Annotated in this window: 18 protein-coding genes; 5 read left to right on the top strand and 13 right to left on the bottom strand. The window is 49.1% G+C overall.

The features are described 5' to 3' along the window. Positions 1 to 4 precede the first annotated feature (4 nt). From BMW93_RS30105 to BMW93_RS30090, 4 genes are read right to left on the bottom strand one after another with little or no spacing between them, the layout of a single operon-like run. Positions 5 to 640, bottom strand: coding sequence for a hypothetical protein (locus BMW93_RS30105; RefSeq protein ID WP_090385352.1), 636 nt, complete (start codon positions 638 to 640; stop codon positions 5 to 7). A gap of 26 nt (positions 641 to 666) precedes the next feature. Next, a complete protein-coding gene (locus BMW93_RS30100; RefSeq protein WP_090385349.1) occupies positions 667 to 1,281 on the bottom strand; it encodes a hypothetical protein in 615 nt (204 codons plus the stop codon). A gap of 33 nt (positions 1,282 to 1,314) precedes the next feature. Next, positions 1,315 to 2,565, bottom strand: coding sequence for a phenylacetate--CoA ligase family protein (locus BMW93_RS30095; protein WP_090385347.1), 1,251 nt, complete (start codon positions 2,563 to 2,565; stop codon positions 1,315 to 1,317). Between the two features lie 46 nt (positions 2,566 to 2,611). Further along, positions 2,612 to 4,321, bottom strand: coding sequence for a C45 family autoproteolytic acyltransferase/hydolase (locus BMW93_RS30090; protein WP_229241013.1), 1,710 nt, complete (start codon positions 4,319 to 4,321; stop codon positions 2,612 to 2,614). Between the two features lie 34 nt (positions 4,322 to 4,355). On the opposite strand from BMW93_RS30090, the gene BMW93_RS30085 reads away from it, so the two are divergent. Both BMW93_RS30085 and BMW93_RS30080 read left to right on the top strand, forming a co-directional pair. Then, positions 4,356 to 4,982 (top strand): 4'-phosphopantetheinyl transferase superfamily protein, encoded by a 627-nt coding sequence (locus tag BMW93_RS30085; RefSeq protein WP_090385342.1) that lies wholly within the window; start codon positions 4,356 to 4,358, stop codon positions 4,980 to 4,982. A 29-nt stretch (positions 4,983 to 5,011) separates the two neighbouring features. Beyond that, entirely contained in the window at positions 5,012 to 7,492 is a 2,481-nt protein-coding gene (locus BMW93_RS30080) for a PIG-L family deacetylase (RefSeq protein WP_090385340.1), read from the top strand. Positions 7,493 to 7,660: 168 nt separating this feature from the next. On the opposite strand, the gene BMW93_RS30075 is transcribed toward BMW93_RS30080, so the two are convergent. From BMW93_RS30075 to sufC, 9 genes are all read right to left on the bottom strand, one after another. Next, complete coding sequence (locus BMW93_RS30075) at positions 7,661 to 8,770, bottom strand: VWA domain-containing protein (protein WP_090148899.1); 1,110 nt, start codon at positions 8,768 to 8,770, stop codon at positions 7,661 to 7,663. A gap of 78 nt (positions 8,771 to 8,848) precedes the next feature. Next, positions 8,849 to 9,277, bottom strand: coding sequence for a BrxA/BrxB family bacilliredoxin (locus tag BMW93_RS30070; protein ID WP_090385338.1), 429 nt, complete (start codon positions 9,275 to 9,277; stop codon positions 8,849 to 8,851). Positions 9,278 to 9,310: 33 nt separating this feature from the next. After that, positions 9,311 to 9,622 carry an SUF system Fe-S cluster assembly protein gene (locus BMW93_RS30065; protein WP_019944321.1) on the bottom strand — a complete coding sequence of 104 codons (312 nt, stop codon included), beginning with the start codon at positions 9,620 to 9,622 and terminating at the stop codon, positions 9,311 to 9,313. 20 nt (positions 9,623 to 9,642) lie between these two features. Next, positions 9,643 to 10,071 (bottom strand): SufE family protein, encoded by a 429-nt coding sequence (locus tag BMW93_RS30060; RefSeq protein ID WP_090385335.1) that lies wholly within the window; start codon positions 10,069 to 10,071, stop codon positions 9,643 to 9,645. Between the two features lie 13 nt (positions 10,072 to 10,084). After that, positions 10,085 to 10,465: a DUF5618 family protein gene (locus tag BMW93_RS30055; RefSeq protein ID WP_015815210.1), complete on the bottom strand. Its 381-nt coding sequence runs from the start codon at positions 10,463 to 10,465 to the stop codon at positions 10,085 to 10,087. Positions 10,466 to 10,543: 78 nt separating this feature from the next. Beyond that, positions 10,544 to 10,927 carry a DUF5618 family protein gene (locus BMW93_RS30050; protein ID WP_310590248.1) on the bottom strand — a complete coding sequence of 128 codons (384 nt, stop codon included), beginning with the start codon at positions 10,925 to 10,927 and terminating at the stop codon, positions 10,544 to 10,546. Between the two features lie 42 nt (positions 10,928 to 10,969). Next, positions 10,970 to 12,196 (bottom strand): cysteine desulfurase, encoded by a 1,227-nt coding sequence (locus BMW93_RS30045; protein ID WP_090385333.1) that lies wholly within the window; start codon positions 12,194 to 12,196, stop codon positions 10,970 to 10,972. A gap of 93 nt (positions 12,197 to 12,289) precedes the next feature. Continuing rightward, positions 12,290 to 13,609: a Fe-S cluster assembly protein SufD gene (gene sufD, locus BMW93_RS30040; RefSeq protein WP_090385330.1), complete on the bottom strand. Its 1,320-nt coding sequence runs from the start codon at positions 13,607 to 13,609 to the stop codon at positions 12,290 to 12,292. 59 nt (positions 13,610 to 13,668) lie between these two features. Next, positions 13,669 to 14,427 carry a Fe-S cluster assembly ATPase SufC gene (sufC, locus tag BMW93_RS30035; protein WP_090385328.1) on the bottom strand — a complete coding sequence of 253 codons (759 nt, stop codon included), beginning with the start codon at positions 14,425 to 14,427 and terminating at the stop codon, positions 13,669 to 13,671. A 259-nt stretch (positions 14,428 to 14,686) separates the two neighbouring features. On the opposite strand from sufC, the gene BMW93_RS30030 reads away from it, so the two are divergent. From BMW93_RS30030 to BMW93_RS30020, 3 genes are all read left to right on the top strand, one after another. After that, the gene (locus BMW93_RS30030) at positions 14,687 to 16,138 is read left to right on the top strand and encodes an arginine deiminase family protein (RefSeq protein ID WP_090385326.1); all 1,452 of its coding nucleotides are present in this window, start codon (positions 14,687 to 14,689) and stop codon (positions 16,136 to 16,138) included. 96 nt (positions 16,139 to 16,234) lie between these two features. Then, positions 16,235 to 17,191, top strand: a complete 957-nt coding sequence (gene ctlX, locus BMW93_RS30025) for a citrulline utilization hydrolase CtlX (protein WP_090385323.1) — start codon at positions 16,235 to 16,237, stop codon at positions 17,189 to 17,191. A gap of 101 nt (positions 17,192 to 17,292) precedes the next feature. Continuing rightward, positions 17,293 to 17,551: transposase (locus BMW93_RS30020; RefSeq protein ID WP_143061745.1), on the top strand; the 259-nt coding region annotated here is incomplete at its 3' end.

Below are 17,551 nucleotides of genomic sequence, written 5' to 3'. Positions count from 1 at the left end.
CTTTTTAAGCTTTGAACGATTTGCTCCACTTTTTATAAAGATTTTTATCGATCTCCTGGTTGATCTTGTAAACGCCGCCGGCCCAGTAATTCCGGAAACCGAAACCGCCCGCTTTGCCTTCCACTTTTTCGGTATGAATCACCTTTTTAGTGGCAAGGTCGATGAATGTAACCCAGGCAACCAATTTCTCCGCGTTTTTATTGAGACTTTCCACCACGTACACCACACCGATTCCGTCCTTTTCGCTCAGCGAATATTTGGCAACCGATTTCTTCACCTGGTCTTCGGTAATGCTGTACTCGTCGTCGGTAATGTTTTTCTCCACATTTACCGATTTATTCAAAGTCACCATATCCTCTACTTTCGACTTGTACTGGTCGTCTTTGAGGCTAAATGCTTTTTGCAGGGAGAATTTTTTGGGTTCGAGCTCGATCAGGTTGTTCCAGCTTACGATATGCTGGTTTTGAATAGCCATTGGATCGGTAAAACCAATTTTACCAATGTATTTGGCTTGTGTAAAATCAAGGCCCAGGAAAACCAGCTTGGTTTTGCCCGCGAAGAGGTCGGCCATGGTGTTGTCGGCATTAGCGACGGTCGCCACGTTGAACAACACAAATGCGATCAGTAGTAACTTTTTCATAACTGGGAGTATTTGGAACGTTTAGTTTATTTCAGTTTTTTGTCCAGAAACGCCGCCAGGGATTTGCCCGCTTTCGCATAGGACTCCGCAATGCGGGTGCCCGTATCGAAGTCGAATCCTGCGAATTGACCTCCCGGAACATTTCTCATTCCAATTTCAGCAACTTTATTGGATTTGTTAGCCGATTCCACGAGATCGATTTCGTAATCGACATAAGCATTCTTGCGCATCACGCCCACGTTAAAGCCGGGCTCGACGAATTTCGTTTTCACGATCAGGGTATATTGCGCGTCGGGGCGGGCCTTTACGGCGGTAATGCCTTTGTCTTCCAGTCCTTTGTTGAACAGCTCTTCGAACTTGGGCTCGTAGCGGGCCTTGCGGTCTTCTACCCATGCCTTTTTCCAGGTATCGCCTTTGCCGGCTTCCTTCGCATTGTACTCGGCCGATTTCTTATCCAGGTACTCTTGCTCCGTAGCAAATTTCCCCACGCCAAACTCCGAATAATCGTACTCTACATTGACCGTTTTCTGGCCAGACAACACGCCCACGTCACCGGAACGCAGGTCGACACGCTGGGCAATTGCTGCATCTGCCGCCAGGAACGAAATGGCCATTGCAGACGCATAAATAAACTTTTTCATGATAGTAATTTTATTTTTATGGTAACAGAGGGTTCAAATATAGATCAATTTCTCAGGTTTGCGTTTCTCCTGTTTGTAGATCCGGAAAGTTAGTTCTTCAGTGGTTACGAAAGTTAATGCGGGTGATACGCGAAGCCTGGATTTAAACAATGAATGCATGGTTTCCCTGAATGCGGAAGTCTGCAATTGCATCGGAAGCACCACGGTAATCTCGTCGTTCCCGAACTCGTTCTTAGATACGACCACCTGGTACAAATCGATTTCCTTCACGGCGTCCAGCACGTCGAATAATGCCGGCGGAAATATGGTGGTACCCTTGAATTTGATCATCTGCTGCTTCCGTCCCACGACCGGCCCCAGGCGCGGGCTCGTGCGCCCGCACGAACAAGGCTCGTAATACACATTACAAAGGTCGCCGGTTTTGTAGCGCAGCAACGGCATACCTTCCACGCCAAGCGTCGTCACCACCACTTCGCCGAGTTCGCCGTCTTTCACCGCATTACCTTCGTCATCTACTACTTCGAGGATCAGCAAATCGGGGTTCAAGTGGCCGCCTTTACCTTCGCCGCATTCGGTGAACGCCGCACCCATTTCGGTAGACGCGTAGGTAGAATACAGCTTCACGTCCCACTGCGAGGTAATACGCTTGCCCAGCTCGTTTAGTGAAAAATCCGGGTTACGGATCGGCTCGCCGATGCAGATGATGGATTGAATGCTCGAAGCGGTGAAATCGATCTCGTTGGCGACGGCGTAATCGATCAGCCGGGGAATAAATGAAGGAATAGCGATAATTACCGTCGGCGAAAACCGCTGGATCGACTCCCATTGCAGGAACGGCGCTCCCGGGCCCACGCGGATCATCCCCGCTCCCATTTTGCGCGCACCCATCCAGTACGCGAGCCCTGCCATAAAGCGGCGGTCGATGGTGGTCATGAGCTGGTAAATGTCGTTCTCCGAGCCACCGGCGCACCGGAACGATTCCGATTCGTTCGTTGCAAGCCTTTCGACATCCGAATCGGTGAGGTAGAATGCCACCGGATCACTGAGCGTGCCCGACGTGGTCACGAAATCGGTAATGCGGCTTTTGGGCACGCATAGGAAGTCGTCGTTGTATTGCGCGAGGTCGTCTTTGGTAGTAAACGGCAGTTGTGCTAAATCGGCCACCGTTTTAATCGCATCCACATGAATGTTGTGTTCGCGAAAGAGTCGCTTATAGTAGTTTGAATAGTTGGAAACGTGCAACAAAAGCTGCTGCAACGCGGGCTGCTGTGTTTCGGGACTCATGGCAATCAAAAGTTGGTATGGATAAGCTCAATATGCGTAAAATGCATTAATGTTTGCCCTGCTTACTTTCGGCTATCCGTTCGCGGATCGAGTTTTCCTCGTTCAAGGAAGAAACCTCGTGTTTCAAAGCCTGCTCGTAATAGCCGATCGCTTTGCCGAAATCGCCTTTCTTTTGATGATACTGTCCGAGGAAAAAATAAGGAAGATAACTCTGCGCATTATTGGCAATAAATTCATTCTCGGCCCCGGGCGTCAGCGAAAGCGGCGTGTCCAGCATTACATATTTAGTAATTTTCTGCCTCACTGATTTAAATGCCTCAAACTTTTTATAGTCAGCGGATTCGAGGAACGGATCACGGCCGATATCCAGCGAATCAAATGACTGAAAATGACCTTTTTGTGCAAAAATGCGGTTTAAGTCGTACCCCACAAACTCCCCGAGCTGGTAGGGCGGCGCCGAAATCCAGAATTCCTTTTTAGCAGGTTTGAAAACAATGCCGTGGTGTGCAATGAGCTGGTTAAGCAGTTTCGAATTGCCATAACCGATGAATTTATCGTCGACACCCTTCTGATCGCGCAGAATAGCAGCGGCCTGGTTCACGTCCATCGGGTACGAACGGCCCATGAGCTGCGTCATCCGGTCGAAGCGCGCCTTGGAATCCGTATCCTTGATATTATTGATATTCACCGAATCCTTCACGAATGCATTGCTCTGGTAATGGTTGGCACACACGAGCGCATCCTTACCCGAATCGTACACATCCATTTTCTGGGGCGATTTCTCGATAATCACCGCCTTATCATCCGCCGCCGAGCCTATCAGCAGCGATTCGGAAACGAATGTCTCGCTTTTGGAAGCGATTTTCCGCGCTTCTTCAATGGTACCCGCATATTGGAGAATTTCCCTTGCCAAAATAGAAATAGGCTCTTTCGCTCCGAAAGGGATATCCGATTTGGAAGCATTTAAAGTGACCGTAATGCCCTTTTCATTTATCCCCGAAACCACACCCGTAAGCCCGGCCCAGGCGTAAGAAGCGAATTTATAGCCTTTGTCAGGATTCATGAAGACGATCAGCTTGTCCTCGGCAAATGCATCGCCCATGTAGAAATCGAAGTTGCGGGCAATGAGCAGTGTAGAATCCCTGGTGAGCGAATGGTTGACGGCAAACGAGGTGCAACCTACCATATTCAAATCCGTGAGCGCGTGGCCGATGTCGTGCGCCGCGTGGTAGTTGAGAATGCGGTAATATTTGGGCCCGATGTAGTTGAACTGGTCCGAGAAGGACTGAGAAACGCCGTAAATCTCCTGCTGGTTTTCCTCGGGAATGTATTTGTAAATATCACGGTTAAACCAGCCCACAAAACCCTTCAGCACTTGCAGGAACATCGCGCTCGGTATCATTTCCCTGATCTGGCCCACGAAATGTACCTCCTGCTTTTCCATCAACTCCTTCGCGAGAATGCCGTAAACCAGTCCGCGCTCGTAAGGCGCGCCTTCCAGGTACATTTCCCAAATGCCGTGTTTGTTCTTCCGTAGCCAGTTGTTGCCCACGCGGTAATGGTTCTCCCCCACTTGTTCGCGCTTGTAACTTTCGACAGTTTTAGTACTTTCAAGCTCCGGCTTCGGCACGCGAATACGCCAGAGGAATAATCCGAAGAGTATCCCGATGATCAGAAAGAAAATGGAGAATGCTTTGAGTGCGGAACGCAGGACTTTGTTTTTAGGCCACATAAAATCAGCAGAACGGCGCATCATGTGACGCCGCATCGGGTACCAAAATTAGCAATAAATGGGCATCGTTTCTATAAAAACCATTTCACCGGCAGCAAAACTGGGGCTTTGGCGCATGACGGAACCGTGGGAAGCGTTGCTCGGAATGCTCGATTTGCCGACTTCTGAAATGCAAAAATCCGAGGGGATTTCCAAGGAGAAGCGAAAGCAGGAATGGCTGGCTTGCAGGGTGTTGCTGAAAGAAATGCTGGGAACCAATGCAGTGATCGGCTATGATGCGGAACGTAAGCCGCACATTATCGGGTCGGAAATCGAAATTTCGATGTCGCATTCGGGCGCATATGTGTGTGTATACCTGCGCAAGAGCGCATCTGTGGGGATCGATATTCAGCAGATGAAGCCTTCGATTTCAAAGGGCGCATTCTATTTTTTGAATGATTTGGAGCTGCAATGGGCCGATCTGGATAACAATGTACAAATGCACCTGATCTGGTCAGCCAAGGAATCGGTATTCAAATATGCCGGCGACGCTTCCATCGACCTGAAAAAACATATCACGATTAATCCGTTTTCCGGCAACCAAAACGGTCGTTTTGAAGTTAATCTGCAAAAAGGAGATCTTCCGGAAACGATACAGGTTCAATTTGATACATTTGAAGACTATGTACTGACCTGGACCCTTTGACCGGCCCAAATCAACCACCTTAACCCGTTATGCATCGTTTCTTTACGCTCGTACTCGTACTGTTTGCCACCCGGCTTTTCGCGCAGACACCCGCCCTCTCGTCCAGTGAAATCTTTCAGAACATTAAAAAACTCGATGTACTGGGATCCGTGCTCTACATCGCGGCCCACCCCGACGACGAGAATACGCTGATGCTCTCCTACTTATCGAAGGACCAGCTTGTGCGTACCGGCTACCTCTCCCTCACGCGCGGCGATGGTGGCCAGAACCTCATCGGCGCCGAGCAGGGCTACAATATCGGTGTGATCCGTACCCAGGAATTGCTGGCGGCACGGCGCATCGACGGCGCACAGCAGTTCTTTTCACGGGCATATGATTTTGGTTTTTCCAAAACCCGCGATGAAACGCTGCACTTCTGGGACCGCGACAAGGTGCTCGGCGACGTGGTATGGATGATCCGCAAATTCCAGCCCGACGTGATTATTACCCGCTTCCCCCCCGACCCGCGCGCAGGTCACGGTCACCACCAGACCTCGGCATACCTGGCCGAAGAAGGTTTCAACCTCGCCGCCGATCCGAAGGCCTACCCCAACCAGTTGAGATTTGTGAAAACCTGGCAAACCAAGCGCCTCGTCTGGAACACGTTCACACCCGGCTTCACCAATAAAGCGCCCAGCGAGGAGAAAAGCCCTTTCATTTCGATTGCAATCGGTGGCTACAACCCGGTTTTAGGCAAATCTTATACTGAAATAGCTGCATTAAGCCGTAGCCAGCACCGCAGCCAGGGCTTCGGAAGCGCTCCGCAACGCGGCGATCGCATCGATTTCTTCCTGCACAAGGTAGGCACGCCGGCCGGGAAGAATCTATTCGACGGTGTTGATGTGAGTTGGAAACGTGTAAAAGGAAGTGAAAAAGTACACGCGCTCATTGCGGCTGCCATTAAAAATTATTCGGTGAACAAGCCGTCCGCTTCCATTCCGGAGCTTTTGAAAATCAATGCCGAGCTCAATAAGCTGGATTCGGGCAACATTTATATTAAAGCAAAAAAAGAGGAAGTGAAGGACCTGATCCAGCAATGCGCGGGGCTTTGGTTTGAAACTAATCCTAATGACTTTTCGGGCGTCGCCGGCGACGAGGCGCGCATTAATATCGGCATTGTCAAACGTTCCGACTACCCTGTGAAACTCGTTTCGCTGCATTGGACCGGCAAATCGGCGGATAGCGTTTTGAACCTTGCTTTGGGTACCAATGAAATGAATGCATTTCCCAAAAAGGCATTGTTACCTGCCGATCTGAAAACCACACAGCCCTATTGGCTCGAAAAACCGATCGAGCGCGGCATTTTCCAGATTGATAGCCAGCAGGATATCGGCTATCCCGAAAACCGGCCGGAAACGAAAACCAGCTACAAGTTCGAAATCGGCGGACAGGAGTTTGTGTTTGAAAGACCGTGGGTTTACAAATCCGTTGACCCGGCGGAAGGCGAAATTTACCGGCCATTTGAGATTCGGCCGTTGGTTACCACGACCATTACCGAACCTGTTTTCATATTTCCTTCGATGGAAGCAAAAACAGTCAATATCATCGTGGAGGCGCAGCGCAGCAATGTAAAAGGCACATTGAAGCCAGTGGTTCCAGCAGGTTGGAAAGCCGTTCCCGAATCTGCGGAATTCAATTTAACCAACAAATACCAGCAGCAGTATTTCTCATTCGTGATTACGCCGCCGACTGGTAATCAGGAAGCTGTGATCAAAGCAGTGGCGATTGTGGATGGTAAAAATTATGATAAGTCGGTAAAAACAATTGCCTACCAGCACATTCCCAGCCAAACACTTTTCCCCGAATCTTCTGCGAAACTGGCTAAAATAGATGTAAAAACGGCCGCCAAAAACATTGGCTACATTGCCGGCGCAGGCGACGATGTGCCTACTGCATTACGCCAAATGGATTGCCAGGTAACGATGCTCAACGAGGCGGCACTCGCGAAAGACCTGAATGTATACGACGCGATCGTAGTGGGTGTAAGGGCCTACAACACGGAGGCTTACCTGAACAATTATCAGGCCAAACTGATGGACTATGTCAAAAACGGCGGCACAATGGTGGTGCAGTATACCATTCCAGGTGGCCAGAAAGTGAAGCAAATAGGCCCGTTCAATATCGAGCTGGGTCGCGAACGTGTGACTGAGGAAGATGCGGAAATGCAGTTCCTGCAACCGGAGAACCCGATTATGAATTACCCTAATAAAATCACGCAAAAGGATTTCGAAGGCTGGATCCAGGAGCGCGGGCTGTATTTCGCGCAGGATTGGGACAAGAAGAACTACGCCGCGCTATTTTCTGCCCACGATAAAGATGAACCCGCCCGAGAAGGCAGCACACTTTATGCGCAATACGGCAAGGGACATTACATTTACACCGGCCTCTCGTTCTTCCGGGAGCTTCCCGCAGGCGTAACCGGCGCATACCGCCTGTTCGCGAATATGATTTCAGTCGGTGCGAAACGGTGAAACGTTTTTGGTCAGGTGTGGTCAGGTATTGTCATTGTAGTCAAGTTTGGTCGGGTATTGTCAGTAGAAATATGGATTTCTCAAATGAATGTTTGACAATACATGACCACACCTGACACTACCTGACTACAAATGACAATACCCGACCAAACTTGACAACGCCTGACTTTACTTGACGTTCTTCCTCCGGTTCCGCTGAAAGTCTTCGAGTACAAAGCCCCCTAGCCCCTGCAAGTTGCTGTAATAGGCACGGCCATTGTTGACCTGAGTGAAATTCTGCACGAATTGTTTCAGGTATGGATCGGTCGCGATCATGAAGGTCGTTACCGGAATGTCGAGCCGGCGGCATTGCGCGGCTAATGTAAGCGTTTTGTTGATGATCTTCCGATCGAGGCCGAAGCTGTTTTTGTAGTAGCGTATACCTTCTTTGAGACACGTCGGTTTACCGTCTGTGATCATGAAAATCTGCTTGTTACGCGTCTTTTTGCGGCGCAGAATATCCATTGCGAGCTCCAAACCGGCCACGGTGTTCGTGTGGTAGGGACCTACTTCGAGATAAGGCAGGTCTTTCAACTGTATTTGCCAGGCGTCATTGCCGAAAACGATGATATCGAGCGAATCTTTGGGATATTTGGTCCGGATCAGCTCCGCCAATGCCAGCGCCACTTTTTTGGCAGGTGTAATGCGGTCTTCGCCATACAGGATCATCGAATGGCTGATATCGATCATGACGACGGTGGCAGTTGTGGTTTTCTGCTCGCGCTCCACCACTTCCAGGTCGTTTTCCATCAGCATAAAATCACCGATCCCGTGATTGACCTGTGCATTTTTGATGGACTCGGTCATCGAAATCTGATCGAGCGTATCGCCAAACTGAAAATCGCGGATGTCGCTCGTGAGCTCGTCGCCCGCGCCCAGGTGAGGCGTGTGATGGTTACCGCCGGATTTAGACCTTTTCAGTTTACCAAAAATCTCATCCAATGCACTTTTACGAATGCTTTTCTCAGCTTTCGGCGTCATAATGAGCCGGCTTTCGCCCTCCTGCTTTTCCTCGGTCACGTAGCCCTTCTTTTTCAGGTCATCGAAGAAATCGCCGATACCGTAGGAGTCGTTGGTAAGGTTATACTGGCGGTCGAGTTGGCTCAGCCACGACATGGCCTCGGAAACGTCGCCCGAGGTCATAAGGAGCAGCTGTTGAAAAATATCAAAAAGCTGGTCGAACTTGCTGTTGGGCCCTTGCTCAGGCGGAATGTATTTCGTGAAACGATGTCCTCTCATGTCGGCAGGTATTGAAAACAGACGGCTACTTTCAAATGTAATCGAAAGTAGCCGTCAAGTCATTAAACAAGTTTCGAATTATGCCTCTTCCGTGCAGAATTCTTCGAAAGCCATTTTCAGGTGCTCAGCGATCATCTGGGCCGAGCGGCCTTCGATGTGGTGGCGCTCCACGAAATGGATCAGCTCACCGTCTTTGAACAGCGCAACAGCGGGCGAAGATGGCGGATAAGGCAATGTGTACTCACGCATTTTAGCGGTAGCTTCAAGGTCAGCTCCTGCAAACACCGTCGCCAGGTGGTCGGGTTTCACATCGCTTCCCGCGAGGGCCGCGCGCACACCCGGACGTGCAGCACCCGCCGCACAGCCACATACCGAATTGATCACTACCAAAGCAGTTCCTTTGGTATTTTGCATGAAGTTATCGACTTCCTCAGCGGTTGTCAGATCCTGAAAACCGGCGTTAGTCAGTTCGGCCTTCATGGGAGCCACTAATTGTGGTGGATACATATATGTTAATGTTTAAAAGTTGTTGTTACTATTTTACATGAACCCGAGTTCGAGCTTGGCTTCCTCGGACATCATTTCGGTTGAGTACGGCGGATCGAACGTCAGCTCCACGCTTACGTCGTTCACTCCTTCCACTTCCCTGATCTTCTGCTCTACTTCGCCGGGCAGCGTTCCCGCCGAAGGGCACGAAGGCGACGTCAGCGTCATCGACACGAATACATTATTGATCGGAAACACTTTCAGATCATATATCAATCCAAGCTCATACACGTCCACCGGAATTTCGGGGTCGTAAACCGTTTTAATGGCCCGGATAACTTCTTCTTTCAAATCTTCCTCTGACATCGCAAGGTCTATATAAATTGTTATGCATTCACTGATTTGGCCTGATATGCAAAGCCATACGCTTTCATCTGTTTCAGCATCGCCGCGAGTCCGTTGGAACGGGTTTGTGCCAAATGCTGGTGCAAACCGACTTTTTCCATAAAATACACTTCGGATTTGGCGATCTCCTCGGGTGTATGCCCCGACAGTACCTTCACCAGCATACTCACGAGCCCGCGCACGATAATCGCATCGCTATCCGCCTCAAATTTCAAAAGCCCGCCATCCATGTAAGCATTCAGCCACACCCTCGACTGGCATCCTTTGATAATATTATCCTCGGTTTTGTACTGTTCTTCCAATGGCGGGAACTGCTTTCCGAGATCGATGATGAACTCGTACTTGCTCTCCCAGTCATCAAACAATTCAAAATCCGAAATTAGTTCGTCCTGTGTTTCGTTTATGGTCATTGTAATAATCTATTTAAGCTGCCGCCGTGCGGGTTTCTGCCCAGGTGATAATGGAATCAGCCAGTTCAATTCCAGATTTTGAAACATTTGCAACGATGTTTCCGTCGTAGCTCATGGCCAGGTGCAAAGTTTCATAAGCACCATTGAATGCAGTCAGTGCTTTTTTATCCAGTTTAGCTAGTTCGGATTTATACCAATCGACGCTTTTCCTGCCGCTGTCCTTATTTCCCAGAACATTATCCAACGCTATCAAAACACCTGAATAAGCTGCATGTCCGGCCAACCTGATATATTTCTTATCCTGATAAAACTTGCCTTCCTTCTTAGCCTTCTGGCTTAACATTTCTTTGGCATTGTTGAGATATCTTCTTGCTTCTTTTAAATTGTCTTTCATAATGCGTGAATAGTTGAAAACGTGAATTATTATGTTATTGCAAGTTCAGTATCAAACATTGAATAGCAATGCATTAAATCAAGCCTCCGCCGTGCGCGTCTCAACCCAGTTGATAATACTTTCAGCCGTTGTTATTCCGTCAGCGGAAACCCCCGCTGATATGTTACCGTCGTAACCCATTGCGAGATGCAAGGTATCATATGCCGAATTGAAGGAGTCAAGTAATTTCCTGTCAGTCTTACGGAGCTGCTCCTGATACCATTCTACACTTTTACGCCTTCCGCTCCTCACTCCCAACAGTCTATCCAAAGCTAACAAAACACCTAAATAAGCTGAATGTCCGGCTAGTCTGACATACTTTCTTTCCTGATAAACTCCGTTTTCTTTCCCCGCTTTTTCCCGCAAGAGATCCTTTGCATTGTTTACGTACCGTTTGGCTTCTTCTACTGTCTTGTTCATCATGCGTGTATAGTTAAAATGAAACAATGCCAGTAATTTAAAAAATTATCCCAACATCCGCTTCACCTTATGGAGCCCCTGAACAAGCTTGTCGATCTCCTCGGTTGTGTTGTAAACAGCAAACGAAGCGCGTGAGGTTCCGGTGATGTTGAAGCGGTTCATCAAAGGCTGCGTGCAATGGTGGCCCGTGCGAACGGCAATACCTTGCTGATCGAGCAAAACGCCGATATCCTGGTGGTGAATGCCGTCGATCACGAAGGATAATACGCTCACTTTCTCTTTCGCCTGACCGATTATCCGCAATCCTTCAATTTCTTTCACTGCTTCGGTCGCATAAGCCAGCAGCTCGTTCTCATAGGCTGCGATATTCGGTTTACCCAATGCATCTACATAATCCAATGCGAATTTGGCGGCAACTACATCTGCAATATTAGGCGTACCCGCTTCGAACTTGTAGGGCAGCTCGTTATAGGTCGTTTTGGCGAAGGTAACCTCTTTGATCATCTCGCCGCCACCCCGGTAAGGAGGCATTGCATTCAGCAAATCCCTTTTTCCGTACAGGATACCCATGCCGGTAGGGCCATATATTTTGTGGAGTGAAAGCGAATAAAAGTCGCAATCCAGGTCCTGCACATCAATTTCAATGTGTGAACTGGCCTGGGCGCCATCGATCAGCACTTTCGCGCCTACTGCGTGGGCTTTGGCGATGATTTCCTTGATCGGGTTAATGGTACCCAAAGCATTGGAAACGTGCACTACAGAGACGAATTTGGTCTTCTCGGAGAGCAGCTTCTCATATTCGTCCATCAGCAACTCGCCTTCGTCGTTGATCGGGATCACTTTCAGAATGCAGCCTTTTTCTTCACAGAGCATTTGCCAGGGCACAATGTTCGAATGGTGCTCCATGGTTGAAATAATCACTTCATCGCCCTCTTTCAAAAACTTCCTGCCGTACGAAGACGCTACCAGGTTGATACCGTCCGTCGTTCCGTAAGTAAAAATGATTTCCTCAGAATGCGCCGCATTCAAAAACGCCTGCAAACGCTTCCGCGACTGCTCGAATGCGGAAGTAGCTTTTTCGGCTAGGTGGTGAATGCCGCGGTGGATATTGGCATTGTAATGCTCATAGTAACCCGCCAGTGCGTCCAGTACCAGCCTCGGCTTTTGAGTCGTTGCGGCGTTATCGAAATAGACGAGTTGTTTGCCATTGACGACTTCGTTCAAAATCGGGAAGTCGTTGCGGATGGATGCGATATTGAGATTTTGGCTCATTGTGATTCGTCATTTAAGAAAAATACCCAACCCCAAAAATGGCGGTTGGGTACCAGGAAATGTATTAATTCGGATAATTAAATCCGTTCAAAGCTATTTTGAAGCCAGCTTCTGCGTGATCACGTTTTCGAGGTATTCCCGAACCGAATCGATCTTGATTTGCGAAACTACGTCGGCACAGAATGCGAACATCAGCAGCGACATCGCTTCCGGCTGCGAAATTCCACGCGAGCGCATATAGAACAACGCTTCCTCGTCGATCTGGCCGGTTGTCGTACCGTGTGAACACTTTACATCGTCGGCAAAGATTTCCAGCTGCGGCTTGGTGTTCATCGTCGCGTCCGGAGACAGAACGATGTTTTTACAAGACTGGAATGCATTGGTTTTCTGCGCATCAGGGCGAACGAAGATCTTTCCATTGAAAACACCTTTCGATTTATCCCTTAAAATACCTTTATAAAGCTCGTTACTTTCCGAATTGGGCTTCTGGTGGTCGGCAACGGTATGGTTATCAACATGCTGCGAGCCATCCGGAAAGTACAGGCCGTACATATGCGCATCGCAATGTTCGCCGTCCAGGACAATATTCAGGTTGTTGCGCGTGAATTTGCCATTCAGCGTAACGGTACCCGCGTAGAAATGCGAGCGGTCGAGCATGCGCACCTGCGTGGTGCCGATGTGGTATGCATTCTCGCTCTCGTTCTGTACTTTATAATATTGTACGTTGGCTTCTTCGGCTACCTGGATCTCGGTTACCGCATTGGTAAACGAGCGCTGGTCGCCCAGCGTCCGGAACGCCTCCGCCAGTTTCACATGCGAGTTTTTACCTACTGAAATGATATTCCGCGGCTGGCTTCCCACGTTCTTCTCACGCGCATCGCTCACGAAACGCAGGATGATCGGGTGCTCTACCGACTGATTATCAGGAATATGGATAAATACGCCATCCTGTGTGAATGCAGTGTTCAATGCTGTAAATGCATCGTCGGCGTCTTTGGTAAGCTCGTTGAAATACGATGCCACTTTCGCAGGATCGTTTTTGTAAGCGTCAGCCAGTGAGCTGATCGTGATCTGACCGGTTGGAGAAATGATCGTCGACAGTTTCTCATTGTAGCGGCCATTTACAAAATAGAGGATGTTAGCCTCCTGGGTCGGCACTTTCAGGTCTTCCAGCTCGGCAAGGCCGATGGAGCTTTCCGCGTTGAAATCGTAAGAAACACTGATAAGGTCCCTTACATTGCTATATTTCCACTCCTCGTGCTTGATCGTAGGGAAGCCTAATTGCTCAAAACGAGCCAGCCCTGCGCGCTTTTTCTGGTGGAATTCAGAAGACGCCTCACCGTTCATCACGGCCTCGCGGGCATGAAAATCAGTGATCAGTCTGGTTTTTAAATCTATGGTCTCGGTACTCATCGATAATGGGGTATGGTGCTGTATGGGGTTAAGTTTCGGGTTGACAATGCGTCTTTTACTTAACCTACCGCTTCAACTTCCGCTTTGATCCAATCGTAACCTTTTTCTTCCAGTTCAAGGGCAAGCTCCTTCGGTCCGGATTTCACGATGCGACCTTTGTACAATACGTGTACGTAATCAGGCACGATGTAATCCAGAAGACGCTGATAGTGCGTCACCACAATGGTCGCACGCTCTGGTGAACGCAAAGAGTTAACACCCTCGGCTACAATGCGCAATGCGTCGATATCCAAACCTGAATCCGTTTCATCAAGGATTGCCAGTTTCGGTTCGAGTACCGCCATTTGAAAGATCTCATTACGTTTTTTCTCACCGCCGGAGAAGCCTTCGTTCAATGCACGTTTCAGCAGGGAGTCGTTCATACTCACCAACTTGGCTTTCTCGCGCACCATTTTCAGGAACTGTGCGGCATCCAGGGGAGCTTCACCTTTATATTTACGGATTTCGTTAACAGCCGTTTTCAAGAAGTTGATGGTCGTAACGCCCGGAATTTCTACCGGATATTGGAATGCCAGGAAAATACCTTCCGCAGCTCTTTCTTCGGGAGCCAGTTCCAGAATTTCCTTTCCTTCGAAAACTACATTTCCGCCAGTAACCTCGTACTCTTCCCTTCCTGCCAATACCGAAGCCAAAGTACTTTTGCCGGAACCGTTGGGCCCCATAATTGCATGCACTTCACCCGGCTTGACTTCCAGATTGATGCCTTTTAATATTTCCTTACCTTCAATGGAGGCACGCAAGTCATTAATAGAGAGCATAACTGTATTTATACTTAAAAGATAGTTCGTGGTAATTTCCCGCAAAAGTAATACGCATTAGCCGTAAATGAAAATGAGCGTCAATGTCTTAAATGGCGGGCCACTCATTTTGTACAACCTATTTAAGTGGCAGGATGTTCCCGCAGCGGAGATATTTATGCCTTAAACGGTCAGAGAATAAACGGGTTGAAGAAAGCCCGGTTTTTAATTCCCGAAGAAACATTTACTTTGTGCCCCCAGCGTTCCAAACACTTCATTTATGACTAATGATCCGACATCCGGGTTTCCCGTCGGCGTATCCTCCGAAACCGGTACTCTCCAAAGGCTGCTGATCCACAGCCCCGATCGCGGCCTGGGCAAAGTAGTACCCAGCAAGGCGCAAGACTGGCTTTTCGAGGACATCGTGCACCTCGATACCATGCGCAGAAAAGAGTACGATTACTATGTAAAACTGCTCCTCTACTTCCTCGACCCCGAAAAGATCAAAGGCAAGCTGAGTGCTATCAACGACGACCCGACGCGCTCCTTCTTCATTCCTGGTACCGACAAATACTTCGCCTCCGATCGTGTGGTGGATATTCAAAGGCTGTTAGGAGACATATTAGAAGACGAAAGTACGCGCATTAAGCTCACCGCCGCCATTTGCGGTATCGAACGCTGCTCGTACCAGATCCAGGAAGAGCTACACCGTTTCGACGCCCACGAACTGGCGCGCATTTTCATTTCAGGATATTGTTCGGATAAAAGAATGCTTTTCGCGCCGCTGCCGAACCTGATTTTTACTCGCGACATCGGCATTGTCATTAATGATCATATCCTGCTCAATAAGCCTGCCAAAGCGGCGCGAACGAGGGAATCTATCCTGGCGCAGTTCGTGTTTTTTTACCATCCGATGTTTGCCCATTTAAAACAAAATATCATCGAAATACCTGAAAACGAGCGGCATTTCCTGTTGCCCGACGATGAAAAAGCCAGTGACTACCAGCGCTGCACGCTCGAAGGCGGGGATGTGATGATGGTTGCGCCGGGGCATTTGCTGATCGGTTGCAGCGAACGCACCTCCATTTATGCCGCGCAGCAGGTGATGAAGATTTTGTTTGATAAAAATGTAGTTGAAAAGATTACCATTATCAAAATCCCTAAAAAACGGGATTACATGCACATCGACACGATTTTTACGCAGGTTAAAAAGGATACCTGGGTGCTTCTGAGCTCGCTCGCCCGCGTAGGTGACGAGTCGAGGAAAAAAGACGTGTTGCATTTCTTCGCGCCGGTGGATGTAAATAAGGAGTTCAGGATTTTGCAGTTTGTGAAAGGCAATGAACAACAGCCGCGGGAAATCGAGAACCTGGAAGACCTGCTGACCGAAATCAGCCGCGACGATCTCGGCGTAACAGGCCGCGTGCGTTTCGTGTATTCGGGAGGAAATGAATTTCCCTACGGCGAGCGCGAACAATGGACCGATTCCTGCAACCTGCTTGCATTGCGCGACGGCGTTGTAATCGGCTACGACCGGAACGACAAGACGCTCGAAGCATTCAAAAAAGAAGGTTTTAAGGTAATAACCGCCAAAAGGCTTCTCGAAAAATTCGAACACAACGAATTAACGCCCGAAGACCTAACCGATACGTTCATCACATTGCCCTCCGCCGAGCTCTCCCGCGCACGCGGCGGCTCGCATTGCATGAGCATGCCTTTGTTGCGGGTTTAGTCTTGTAATCAAGCCGCCAGAATCGTAAATTGCATAGAGTGCAATACCTGACATTTTCTTCTGACCATACATTTCCAATCATTACCCAAAACTCCTATGCGCGTCATCACTTCATCCGCTCAAATCCAGCCGCAGTCGACATGCCGGATCATGATGATCAGGCCCGTGCGGTTCGGTTTCAATGAGGAAACCGCCGGAAGCAACGAGTTTCAGCAGGAGTTTTTCGCGCAGCAAACCAAAGGCACAGCCCAGGAAACGGCCCGCGAAGAATTCGACCTGATGATCGACCAGCTGCAAAAAGCCGGTCTGGAACTGCATATTTTCGACGATACCGACGAGGTAGAACGCCCCGACGCCGTTTTTTCCAACAACTGGATCTCGTTTCACCAGAGCGGGAAAGTGGTACTGTACCCGATGATGGCCGAAAACCGCCGCCTGGAACGCCGTATCGACATTATCGACTCGCTGGCCGGCGATTTCAAAGTAGAGGAAGTGATCGACCTGACCCATTTCGAAGCGCAGGGCAAATTCCTCGAAGGTACCGGCAGTATGGTTTTCGACCGCCGCTACAAGATCGCCTACGCATGCCTGTCCCCGCGCACGCACAAGGAGGTGCTCGACGCATTCGCGGACGCATTAGGTTATGAAATCATCACATTCTCCGCTTCCGACGAGCACGACAAACCCATTTACCACACCAACGTGCTCATGTGCGTGGGCGACATTTTCGCCGTCGTATGCCTGGAAGCCATCAAAGATCCCGACGAGCGCTTAATGGTCCGATCGGTGCTCGAAGAAACGCATAAGGAGGTGATTGAAATATCATTAGAACAAATGCGGCGTTTCGCGGGCAATATGCTGATGGTACGAAACGGAAAAGGCGACAAGTTCCTGGTCATGTCCACGCAAGCCTATGAATCGCTGACGCCCCGGCAGAAAGACCGGCTCGACGATTACGCCCTGCTCCTTCACACCGACCTTTCGGTCATTGAAGGTAACGGGGGCGGCTCGGCGCGATGCATGATGACCGAGATCCATTTACCTATGAGATAACAAAAAAATGAGGGTGTCTCAAAAAGGCACCTTCTTTTGTTATATGGGCTTTGCCGATTTTCTGTGATTGATTATCTTTAGGTATTAGCAATCCAGGAAAGATGGCCCGACGACAACCTACCTTCAAGCCTTATAATCAGCAGCAATTAATGCTGCTTCCTCCAAGTTTAGATGAGTTAATCTCCAAAGACCATGCTTGTCGGGTGGTCAACGATGTGATCAATAGCATCAGTTTAGAGCCGCTTCATTCAGCCTATCACACGATCGGGTCTTCGAGTTATCACCCGCAGATGCTTCTTAAAGTGCTCGTTTATGGTTATGTGAGCAACATCTATTCAAGCCGTAAACTGGAAGCAGCCT

The organism is Dyadobacter sp. SG02 (genome assembly GCF_900109045.1).
Lineage (GTDB): Bacteria > Bacteroidota > Bacteroidia > Cytophagales > Spirosomataceae > Dyadobacter.
Note: the sequence above shows the minus strand (reverse complement) of the source record. Positions and strands in the feature narration are given on the sequence as shown.

What these genes read in the sequence shown, in the direction of transcription:
- BMW93_RS30045 (WP_090385333.1), bottom strand. Translation starts at nt 12,196, where the DNA reads ATGAGCCAAAATCTCAATATCGCATCCATCCGCAACGACTTCCCGATT.
- sufD (WP_090385330.1), bottom strand. Translation starts at nt 13,609, where the DNA reads ATGAGTACCGAGACCATAGATTTAAAAACCAGACTGATCACTGATTTT.
- BMW93_RS30070 (WP_090385338.1), bottom strand. Translation starts at nt 9,277, where the DNA reads ATGTATCCACCACAATTAGTGGCTCCCATGAAGGCCGAACTGACTAAC.
- ctlX (WP_090385323.1), top strand. Translation starts at nt 16,235, where the DNA reads ATGCGCGTCATCACTTCATCCGCTCAAATCCAGCCGCAGTCGACATGC.
- BMW93_RS30095 (WP_090385347.1), bottom strand. Translation starts at nt 2,565, where the DNA reads ATGAGTCCCGAAACACAGCAGCCCGCGTTGCAGCAGCTTTTGTTGCAC.
- BMW93_RS30060 (WP_090385335.1), bottom strand. Translation starts at nt 10,071, where the DNA reads ATGACCATAAACGAAACACAGGACGAACTAATTTCGGATTTTGAATTG.
- BMW93_RS30030 (WP_090385326.1), top strand. Translation starts at nt 14,687, where the DNA reads ATGACTAATGATCCGACATCCGGGTTTCCCGTCGGCGTATCCTCCGAA.
- BMW93_RS30100 (WP_090385349.1), bottom strand. Translation starts at nt 1,281, where the DNA reads ATGAAAAAGTTTATTTATGCGTCTGCAATGGCCATTTCGTTCCTGGCG.
- BMW93_RS30085 (WP_090385342.1), top strand. Translation starts at nt 4,356, where the DNA reads ATGGGCATCGTTTCTATAAAAACCATTTCACCGGCAGCAAAACTGGGG.
- sufC (WP_090385328.1), bottom strand. Translation starts at nt 14,427, where the DNA reads ATGCTCTCTATTAATGACTTGCGTGCCTCCATTGAAGGTAAGGAAATA.
- BMW93_RS30065 (WP_019944321.1), bottom strand. Translation starts at nt 9,622, where the DNA reads ATGTCAGAGGAAGATTTGAAAGAAGAAGTTATCCGGGCCATTAAAACG.
- BMW93_RS30055 (WP_015815210.1), bottom strand. Translation starts at nt 10,465, where the DNA reads ATGAAAGACAATTTAAAAGAAGCAAGAAGATATCTCAACAATGCCAAA.
- BMW93_RS30080 (WP_090385340.1), top strand. Translation starts at nt 5,012, where the DNA reads ATGCATCGTTTCTTTACGCTCGTACTCGTACTGTTTGCCACCCGGCTT.
- BMW93_RS30050 (WP_310590248.1), bottom strand. Translation starts at nt 10,927, where the DNA reads ATGATGAACAAGACAGTAGAAGAAGCCAAACGGTACGTAAACAATGCA.
- BMW93_RS30090 (WP_229241013.1), bottom strand. Translation starts at nt 4,321, where the DNA reads ATGATGCGCCGTTCTGCTGATTTTATGTGGCCTAAAAACAAAGTCCTG.
- BMW93_RS30105 (WP_090385352.1), bottom strand. Translation starts at nt 640, where the DNA reads ATGAAAAAGTTACTACTGATCGCATTTGTGTTGTTCAACGTGGCGACC.
- BMW93_RS30075 (WP_090148899.1), bottom strand. Translation starts at nt 8,770, where the DNA reads ATGAGAGGACATCGTTTCACGAAATACATTCCGCCTGAGCAAGGGCCC.